Source organism: Clostridium sp. C8, from assembly GCF_001010885.1.
GTDB lineage: Bacteria > Bacillota > Clostridia > Clostridiales > Clostridiaceae > Clostridium > Clostridium sartagoforme.
In genome coordinates this window covers 50631-60906 of the sequence record NZ_LBMX01000102.1, presented here as the reverse complement: position 1 = coordinate 60906, position 10276 = coordinate 50631, and the positions used below count along the sequence as shown (strand labels likewise).

Here is a 10276-nt window from a genome sequence, read left to right as displayed (position 1 = left end):
AACTACATCATACAAGGGGGATATATCATGATAGAAAGAAGTGCAAAAATGACTTTTAAAGATGTTTCAGGAAAAAAGGTTAACTTAATAGTTAAAGATGTTAAGGAAAATGTTTTAGATGCTGACATTTCTGCTCTTATGGACTCTGTATTAACTAATAAGTTAATAAAAACAGAAGCAGGTGATCTTGTAGAAATGGTAGAAGCAAAGGTTATAAATAAAGAAACAACAACTGTTGCTCTTTAGTCAAGTAAGTGGGCTTTAAAGCACTACAAAAGTAGGAAAAAGAAATATCATATAAATACCCTTAGTGGAATAAATAAAATATTCTACTAAGGGTTTTTTACTATTTAGGAATATATTAAGTTTAAGCATTATAAAATATATAAAATAAAAAATAAATGCAAAAATCATGGAAAAATGGGGGAGCAAAAGAATTTGAATATAATAAATATTTTTAGAGTGGAGAAAAAATATGAAATGCCATATATAGTATCAAGGAAGTTAAAAAGTACTTTAGAGGTTGCTTTAAAACCAGATATAAATAATAAAGAAAATGGGTATATGGTAAGAAGTTTATATTTTGATACTATCTTTGATAATGATTATATGGATAAAGAAGATGGTATAGAATATAGAAAAAAGTTAAGGCTTAGGACTTATGATTTAGACTCTAATATTTTAAAACTTGAACTTAAGGAAAAAAAGGGGGAGATGCAGTTAAAGAGGAGCTTAATTATAAGCAGGGAAATTGGAGAAAGACTTATTAATTCTGATTATAGTGCTTTGCTTGAAATAAATTCAGATTTTTCTAGAGAAATATATTATTTAATGACTACAAAATTATATAAACCTAAATGTATTGTAGAGTATAGCAGGCAAGCTTTTATAGTAGAAGAAAATAATACAAGAATTACTATTGATTCTAATATAAAAGCAACAGAAGCTGATATGGATATATTTTCAAAGAACTTACAATTATGTAGTATTAGCTATAAAACTATCCTTGAGGTAAAGTATAACAATTTTCTTTTAAGTTATATAAAAGATATTGTTAATTTAGCAAATAGTTCAGAAGTATCGGCAAGTAAATACTGTATGGCAAGAAATATTGGATATTTTATTGGGGGATGATTATATGAAGGAAACTTTATTAAAGTATTTAGCAGAAAGCTCTAATACTATTTCAGTAGAACAAATAATAGTTAATTTTTTAGTGGCAATAGTTTTTAGCTTAATTATTTATTTATCTTATAGATTTTCTCATTCAAGAGTTGTCTATAGCGCAAGGTTTAATGTTTCATTAGTTATGTTAACAATTATAACAACAATGGTGATGGCTGTAATTGGAAATAATGTTGCTTTGTCTCTTGGTATGGTTGGGGCTTTATCTATAGTACGTTTTAGAACAGCTATAAAAGATCCTCGTGATGCAGTTTATATCTTCTGGTGCATAGTAGTAGGGATATGTTGTGGAGCATCAGAGTATTTAATAGTTTCTATAGGAAGTGCATTTATATTTTTATTTCTTCTTATATTTGGATATGTTAAATCAAATGATAAATATCTTTTAGTTATACATTCAAAAATTGAAGGTGAAAGTAATATAGAAAAGAAAATTTTATTATATTATAATGGCAAAGCTTTAATGAGGGTTAAAAATACCACAGCTGAAAAAATTGAATATATATATGAAATTTCTAAATATATAATGGATAAATACAATAAAAATGATAGTTCCATTACTAAAGAGCTTTACTTAATAGACGGTGTTACAGCTGTCAATATAGTTTGTCAAAATGAGGACATAAATAGATGATAACTAACAAGTACATCTCAAAAAGGATAATGAGTCTTTTTATTATAATTAGTTTATTTATATTCAGTATATTTTTAGCGGTATTATTAGAAGAAGATAATAACAATAAAAGTGACATGAAGATTGAAAATAAGTTTATACAAAAACCTAATTCAAATATAAATACTGATAATAGCATAAATAATAGTTTTAAGTCTCATTTACCTATAGTTGTTATTGACACTTATGGAGAAAATATAAAGGCTGATATGTTATGGGATGATGAAAAAAAGTATTTTGTTCCAATTAATGATGATCCATATATAGAAGGTAATATAACATTAATAGATAATGAAAATAACATAAATAGTGTTAAAGATATACCTAAATTGGAATCTAAAATAAAGATAAGGCTAAGAGGAAATACTTCTATAAATTATGATAAAAAGCAATATTTTATAAAGCTTATAAATGATGATGGAAGTGAGAATAAACAAGATATATTTGGAATGGGAGAAGAATATGAATGGATTTTAAATATTTCGTATATAGATAAATCTCTTATAAGAAATTATTTAGCATTAAGTTTATCTTCAAAGATTATGGAAAATGTTCCTGAGCCTAGATACTGTGAAGTTATTATAAAAAATAAGGATAATTTAGAGTATAAAGGACTTTATTTACTTATGGAAAGTATAAAAAGAGGAGATAATAGACTTTCTATATCAAAATATGATAATAAGTTTACTGCATCTTCTTATATTTTACGAAGAGATAGACTAGATGAAACTGGAGTAACATTAAATAATTATGGAACTATAAATAAATTAACTCCAGAGTATTTAGAAGTTAAATATCCATATAAGAAGGATTTAACTGAAGAAACTTTAGAGTATATAACTAACGATATAGATAATTTTGAAAAAGCCTTATTTAGTAGTGATGAAAAGGAATTTTATAAATATAGTGATTATATAGATGTAGAATCCTTTATAGATTATTTTATAATTAATGAGCTTTTTTCTAATTATGATTCGGGATATCACTCTACTTATATATACAAAGAAGCTTATGGAAAATTGAAAATGGGACCAGTTTGGGATTTTGATTCTGCTTTTGATAATTATAAAAAACAACAGCAAAAAATAGATTCTACAGCAATGCATGATGCTCCTTGGTTTAAAGAGCTTCTTAAAGACCCTGAATTTACAAGAAAACTTATAGAAAGGTATAACATTTTAAGAAAGGATATTTTGAGTAATGACAATATTATAAATTATATTGATGAAATAACAGAATATTTAGGACCAGCTATAGATAGAGATTGGAAGGTTTGGGGAGATTTTTATACTTCTGAATATTTAAGTGAATATGTAATAGATGGAGAAATAAAAGACAGGAATACTAAATCTTACGATGAAGAAATTAATAAGATAAAAGATAATATTATAAATCATGGTAAGTGGTTAGATGAAGATATAGATTCCTTATATCAGTTTGCTACCTTTACTAAAGATTATAGTATATGGAATGAACTTGGTTATTTTGAAAAAACTATATTGGGAAATAATAAGGAAACTTTTGTTAAAAATATATTAGCTATAATATATATATTTATTTTTATTGCTTCTATTGTATATATTTCTAGAGAATAATAGGAGGTTTTTTATGAATAATAAAAGTTTAACTAACAAGAAGTTACTACTAATTTTAACCACAATAACTACAGTGATTTATATTTTATGGCGTATATTTTTTACTATACCCTTTGAGAGAGGAATAGTATCTTTAATAGCAGGGATAGCACTTGTCCTAGCTGAAACTATTGGTGCTATAGAAGCATTTTCTCATTATAAAAATTTAAGTTCAATAAAATATCCCAAATTACCTAAGATCGAAGAAGATTTATATCCAGAAGTAGATGTTTTTGTAGCTACTCATAGTGAGTCAGTAGAGCTTTTATATAAAACTATAAATGGATGTATTAATATGGATTACCCAGACAAAAGTAAGGTTCATGTATATATTTGTGATGATTCTAATAGGTCAGAAATGAGAAAGTTAGCAGAAAGTTTGAAAGTTGGGTATTTGGGTTTATCTGATAATAAGGATGCAAAGGCTGGGAATATAAATAATGCAATAAAAAATACTAATTCTCCTTTAATTGTAACCTTTGATGCAGATATGATTCCAAGGCGAGACTTTTTGATGGAAACAGTACCTTATTTCTTTTTAAAGGATTCTAATGGGGAATATGAAAAAGTCGGCTTTATTCAAACACCGCAGAGCTTTTATAATCCAGATTTATTTCAATTTAATTTGTATTTAGAAAATAACATCCCTAATGAACAAGATTATTTTTTCAAAGAAGTAAATATAGGACGCAATAGAACTAATACCCCAATTTATGCTGGTTCTAATACTGTTATATCAAGAAGAGCTTTAGAGGATGTAGGAGGAATTACTACAGGAACAATAACGGAAGATTTTGCAACGGGAATAAAAATTCAAGCTAAAGGATATAAGTGTTATTCTATACCAAAGGTTTTAGCAAATGGATTAGCTCCAAATGATTTTAAGAGTTTAATAAAGCAAAGGCAAAGATGGGGAAGAGGATGTGTCCAAACTATAAGAAATAAAGACTTCTTATTTAGTGATTTATCTTTAAGAGGAAAGCTTAGCTATGTGACATGCTTACTTTATTGGTGGACATTCCTAAGGCGATTTATTTATATTTTATCTCCAATTTTGTTTATTGTCTTTGGAATTGTAGTTGTTGAATGTTCATTAAAAGAAATTTTGTTTATTTGGTTACCATCGTATATTTTATATAATATGTCATTAAGAATATTATCAAGTAATATAAGAAATCAAAAATGGAGCAATATAGTTGATACTATAATTTTTCCTTATATGATAATACCAATATTTTTAGAAAGTATAGGTATTAGATTAAATAAGTTTACTGTTACTCCTAAGAACTCATTAATAAAAAGAAATAGTGAAATTAAGTATTCTATTCCTCATTTTATATTAATTATAACAAGTTTAATTGCATTAGTATTTTGCTTTAAGGATGTTGTTATAAATAAAAATGTAGGTAGTATAGTTTTATTATACTGGTTAGTTTTAAATTTATATTTCTTGATTATGGCTGTTTTCTTTATGATAGGTAGAATAAACTTTAGAGATGAAGAGAGGTTTTATTCTAATATTAATGTAAAGATATTATTAGATGAAAATGAAATAGAAGGTATAATATCAGATATATCTGAAAATGGTATGGCAATAATATTAGATAAACCTGAATATATACCTTATGATAAAGAGACATATATTAAGATTGAATATATAGGTGAAAGTATTATTGTTAAAGGTAATGTTTTGCACGTAGATAAAGTAAATAACAAGTGGAAATATGGAATTAAAATTTCTTTTGATTCGAATAGCTATGATGCTGTAGATGATGATATTAGAATGAAATATTATCATTTAGTTTATGATAGGGAACATAGCTTACCTAAAAATCTTACTTCTACAACTATTAAAGAACTATATAATAATATTATAAGAAGAAATAAAAATAATAAACTTTCTAAGAGAAAGCTTCCAAGATTAGAAATTAACAAGATTATAAAAGATTTAAATACTAATGAAGATATTGAAGTTATTAATTACAATTATGAATATATACTTATTAAAAACACAGGAAAAGAGAAGAATGAATTATTAATTAACTTGGGAGAAATTATAAATGATGAAACAAGTAATAATATAATAATGAAGTGTGAAATCTTTAAAAAGAATAAATTAGGAATACTATACAAAACATATCCTGGCACAATTTGTTCTGAAAGATAAAGTATAAATAAAGAAATAACAATATTTGCTCTTTAGCTTAATATGTGGAGTGTCCAAATTTGGGCACTCTTTTTAGTTTGAAAAATAAGAATAAAAAATAGTAAAGTTAAAAATATTTAAAGAAAGTTAAGAATTTATAGTTATTGTTAATAAAGATTTACACTAATTTACATTGGTGTGATATTAGGTAAATTTCTCCTATGATATACTTTTTCACAGGTAGAGTTTTAGAACTGTGATAACAGTATATTAAGGGAGGATATTATGATTAGAAAAAAACTATATAAAAGTAAGTTACTTTCTTTAGGGTTAACAACTCTAATGCTTGCAAAACCAATGGAGGTTATGGCAGCAAGCACAAAGACATTATTAGCAACAGAATATATAGCTGAAGAAAATGTTAAAATAAATGAAATTCAAATTCCAGAGTTATTAATTACAGAAATATTACCAGACTCTAAAAATGTTAATGGCTCTGATGCTTATGAATTTATAGAAGTTTATAATAATTCAAATGTAGAATTAAACTTAAATGACTATAAGTTATATTATAACTATCCTGATAATGGAGATGCTAGTGATACATTATGGGTAGATATTAATAAAGATATTAAAATTCAACCTAAAGCAACCATAGTTTTTTGGATAAAAAATGGTAATAATAATCAACTAACATTAGAGGATTTTAATAATAATTTTAAGACTAATTTAGAACTAAATGTAAATTTATTTGAACTATACAATGGGGGAATGGCAAATAGTGGGGCAAGGGCTCTTAGACTTACTACCAGTATAAAAGAGCAAGTTGATTTTATTTCTTATAATATGAATGGGGTAAAAGATACATCAGCAGACAAATCAATAAAGTATCGATATGATGAAAGTAGTAGTAAAAGTATTATGACTACTAATAAATCAGATCCTGATCCAGGTACTGTTAAAGATAGTGATAAACCTGTACAAGCTAATATCACTATTCTACAAAATGAAGCAGTAACAGAGGATATAACAGCTGGAAACTTTACTATTGAAGATGGTTTAATATTTAAAGTAAAGGCAAGTTCTAATGAAACTAATATTAAAACAGTTAAATTAAGTTATAAAAATAATAAGATGAATGATTATGAAACATATAATTTATTAAAAGGTGATGGAGACATATTTTCAAAGGAAATTTATAAATATGATTTAATAGGAAAAGCTTACTTTGATTATTATTTTGAAGTTAGTGATGGATTTAAAGTAGTAAAAACTAAAGTTAATAGGATTACAAATACTGAAGTTGATACTTCAAATATTAAATTTAATATAGATGAAAATAAGTATTTATCTAAGATAGATAATCTAATAACAACTGGGGATAAGCTTTTCCTAGATGGAGAAGATAAAACTTTTGAAGCTATTCCATCTATAGAAAATAAGGCTAAAATAGTAGTTGATATTAAAGACACAGATACCTTTTTTAAAAATGCAGTTGCAATTGGCGATACTGTACTTGGAATATTCAATGAAGGAACTTATGATAACTGGGATACGATAGCTTATGATGTAGATCCAATTTATTTTAATAAGGGTGAAAAAATTCAAATTGATATTCATGCAGGTAATAAGGCAAATCCATTAGAGCATAACTGGGAAAATAATGATGACTTTGTTGTTAAAAATATTAGATTGATATTACCAGATGGAAGTATATTACGTCCACAAGGATTTGAGAATCCAGAAGAAGTAATAAAAATGGGAGATTCAGCAGGAAAGATTGAAATATTAAATGCTATATTTACCCCAAGTGATGATTTATTTAATGCAATAAGATATAAAATAGATACCACAAAGCTTACAGATGGGGAGCATATGTTAACTGGTAAATTAACTTTATCTAATGAAAGTAAAGATGTTAAGTTTATTGTAGATAATACTGCACCTGAAATAATCACAAATATTAAGGACAATGAAATATACAAAGGAACAAATGAAATTAATGTAGATTTTATTGATAAACTTTCTGGTGTTAAATCTACAGCAGTAAAATTAGATGGCAAAAAGATTGAATTGCCATATACCTTTAGATCATTAGAGTTAACCCCTGGGGTCCATAATTTTACAATTAATGCAATTGATAACTGTAATAATGAATATACAAAAGAAGTTAAATTTATTATTCCAGAAGAAAATGCAAAATTAGGTTTAGAAATTAAGCCAGGTGCTGGAGCAATATTAAATTCAGACCCAATATTTTCAATAGAAGCAAAGGATAGTACAAATGATATTATGACTGTAGCTTTTAAAAGAGGAGAAAGATATATTTTAGGGGATTACAATATATCTAAAACAAAAGGAGTTAGTCAGACTTCAGGAAGTGGTGGACAAGCATTTAGCGAGAATTCTAATAATGGATTTCCTTATGAAGAATTTGATATAGAGTTAAGTGATAAAGTAAATGAAAATTCTATAATTCAAGTGGATTGGAAGGGAAAATCAAATAATTTAAAGACAAAAATGTATGTATATAATTATAAAACAGGTGCTTTTGATGCTGTTAAGGCAGAGATGGAAGAAAATAAAGATGAAATAAAATTAACTGGATCAATTTCTTTAAAGGAACATTTAAAGGATAACAAAGTAAAAGTTATGGTTCAAAATGGAGAAGGATATACTCCAACACAATATGAAGAAGGTACTCCAGCTGTTCCTTCTGCAAATACTAATATTAAAACAAGTAATGAAAATGATATAGATAGAAATTCTTATGATTTTACTTTTGCTATTGAAAGTGATACACAATATTATAATGAAGATACAGCAGATAATCCTAATATTGTTGGAAAGTATGAACATCAATTAAACATACATGATTGGATACTTGCAAATAGACCAAGAATGAATATACAATATTTATTTCATGATGGAGATATTATAGATGATGCAGAAATGATTTCTCAGTGGGAAAATGCAGATGCAGCTTATAAAAAGTTGGATGATGCTAGCTTACCTTATGGAGTACTTGCAGGTAATCATGATGTGGATCATTTAACACAAGATTATACAAATTACAGTACTTACTTTGGACAAAGTAGATTTGAAAAAAATCCATGGTATGGAGAAAGTTATAAGAATAATAGAGCTCATTATGATTTAATAACTGTAGGTGGAATTGACTTTATAATGATGTATGTAGGTTGGGGAGTTGGCGATGAAGAAATAGAGTGGATGAATAATATCCTTAAGAAATATCCAGAAAGAAAAGCTATTTTAAACTTTCATGAATATTTACTTGCAAGTGGAGGCCTTGGAGAAGAGCCACAAAGAATTTTTAATGAAGTAGTTTCTAAGAATTCAAATGTATGTATGGTTTTCTCAGGACATTATCATAATGCACAAACAATAATAAATGAATTTGATGATGATGGCGATGGAGTAAATGATAGAAAAGTTTATCAAATGTTATTTGATTATCAAGGGCTACCTGAAGGTGGTATGGGATATATGAGATTAATGCATTTTGATTTAAAGGGTGAGAAAGTTTTATTTAGAACTTATTCTCCTTCCTTAGATGATTACAATGCAAAAGATACAGTTACAGGTGCAGATACTATTTTAGGAGAAGAAGACTTTGAAATATCCTTTTCCGATTTAGGTATAAAGTCAAGCCAAAAGACAATTGAAACAACTGACTTAAATGTAAATGTCTATAGTGATGAAGTCTTTGGAATAGTAAATAATGTTACTAATGATAGTAATATAGCTTATACATTAAAGAATGCAGAAAATGGTGTATATGGTTGGTATGCAGAAGTTACAGATGAATTTGGTGGATTAGCAAGAACAGATGTAAACTACTTTACAGTAGATAAAGATATTGCAAAGCCAATTATAAAATTACCAGGAAATAATTTAGTTAAATTAGGTACTGATTTTGATCCTATGGATGGAGTAAGTGCAAATGATGATAGAGATGGAGATTTAACTTCTAAAATAATTGTATTAGGAACTATTGATACAGCAAAAGAAGGAGAATACACAATTACCTATAAAGTATCTGATAATGCTGGAAATACAGAAATAGTATCAAGAATTATAGTAGTAAAGAAAATAGGAAATTCTACTGAAGAAAATAATAATAATGATAATAGTGGAAACAATAATAATAATGGTAGCAACAGTAATAACAATGGAAATACAAATACTATAGACAATGGAAATAATTTACCGGAGACTGGAGATGAATCAGTTATATATATTATGGTAGCATCAGTCCTATTAATTATAGCTGGAACACTTTTAATGAAGAAATACAATAAAAAATATAGCAAGCACACCTCTTAATTATATAAAAAGTTAATATGAAGAGTGTCCAATGGATTAGATTGGGCACTCTTTTGGCTTAATATTTTATGTTGCTAACAACTACACATTAATATTTGTTTGTAATCTGCACCTTGTTCCAACACAAATAGATTCACAAGTAGCAATTAAATCAGTACTGTCACTTATGACCTCTCTTACTAAAAATAAGCTATCATTATTTGTGATAGCTAATAACTTCAATTCATCGTCATTTGCATTATACACTTGTATTTTCTGTTTTTGAAAAGTCTAAAAGAAATTTAAAAATAT

General features: G+C 26.5%; 6 protein-coding genes. All 6 read left to right on the top strand.

All coding sequences use genetic code 11. The annotated features are described in order from the left end of the window. Positions 1–27: 27 nt before the first annotated feature. The 6 genes from AAT22_RS16400 (at position 28) to AAT22_RS16375 (ending at position 9985) form a co-directional block, all read left to right on the top strand. Entirely contained in the window at positions 28–246 is a 219-nt protein-coding gene (locus AAT22_RS16400; RefSeq protein ID WP_047001114.1) for a DUF2922 domain-containing protein, read from the top strand. A 192-nt stretch (positions 247–438) separates the two neighbouring features. Further along, positions 439–1134, top strand: a complete 696-nt coding sequence (locus AAT22_RS16395) for a polyphosphate polymerase domain-containing protein (RefSeq protein ID WP_207642018.1) — start codon at positions 439–441, stop codon at positions 1132–1134. 4 nt (positions 1135–1138) lie between these two features. After that, a complete protein-coding gene (locus AAT22_RS16390; RefSeq protein WP_016208866.1) occupies positions 1139–1819 on the top strand; it encodes a DUF4956 domain-containing protein in 681 nt (226 codons plus the stop codon). A 29-nt stretch (positions 1820–1848) separates the two neighbouring features. Then, a complete protein-coding gene (locus AAT22_RS16385) occupies positions 1849–3453 on the top strand; it encodes a CotH kinase family protein (protein ID WP_172655031.1) in 1605 nt (534 codons plus the stop codon). 13 nt (positions 3454–3466) lie between these two features. Beyond that, a complete protein-coding gene (locus tag AAT22_RS16380; protein ID WP_047002032.1) occupies positions 3467–5659 on the top strand; it encodes a glycosyltransferase family 2 protein in 2193 nt (730 codons plus the stop codon). A 264-nt stretch (positions 5660–5923) separates the two neighbouring features. Continuing rightward, a complete protein-coding gene (locus tag AAT22_RS16375) occupies positions 5924–9985 on the top strand; it encodes an immunoglobulin-like domain-containing protein (protein WP_047002031.1) in 4062 nt (1353 codons plus the stop codon). Positions 9986–10276: the final 291 nt, after the last annotated feature.

Coding starts and splice junctions, on each gene's coding strand:
- AAT22_RS16400 (WP_047001114.1), top strand. CDS start 28: ATGATAGAAAGAAGTGCAAAAATGACTTTTAAAGATGTTTCAGGAAAA.
- AAT22_RS16385 (WP_172655031.1), top strand. CDS start 1,849: ATGAGTCTTTTTATTATAATTAGTTTATTTATATTCAGTATATTTTTA.
- AAT22_RS16375 (WP_047002031.1), top strand. CDS start 5,924: ATGATTAGAAAAAAACTATATAAAAGTAAGTTACTTTCTTTAGGGTTA.
- AAT22_RS16380 (WP_047002032.1), top strand. CDS start 3,467: ATGAATAATAAAAGTTTAACTAACAAGAAGTTACTACTAATTTTAACC.
- AAT22_RS16390 (WP_016208866.1), top strand. CDS start 1,139: ATGAAGGAAACTTTATTAAAGTATTTAGCAGAAAGCTCTAATACTATT.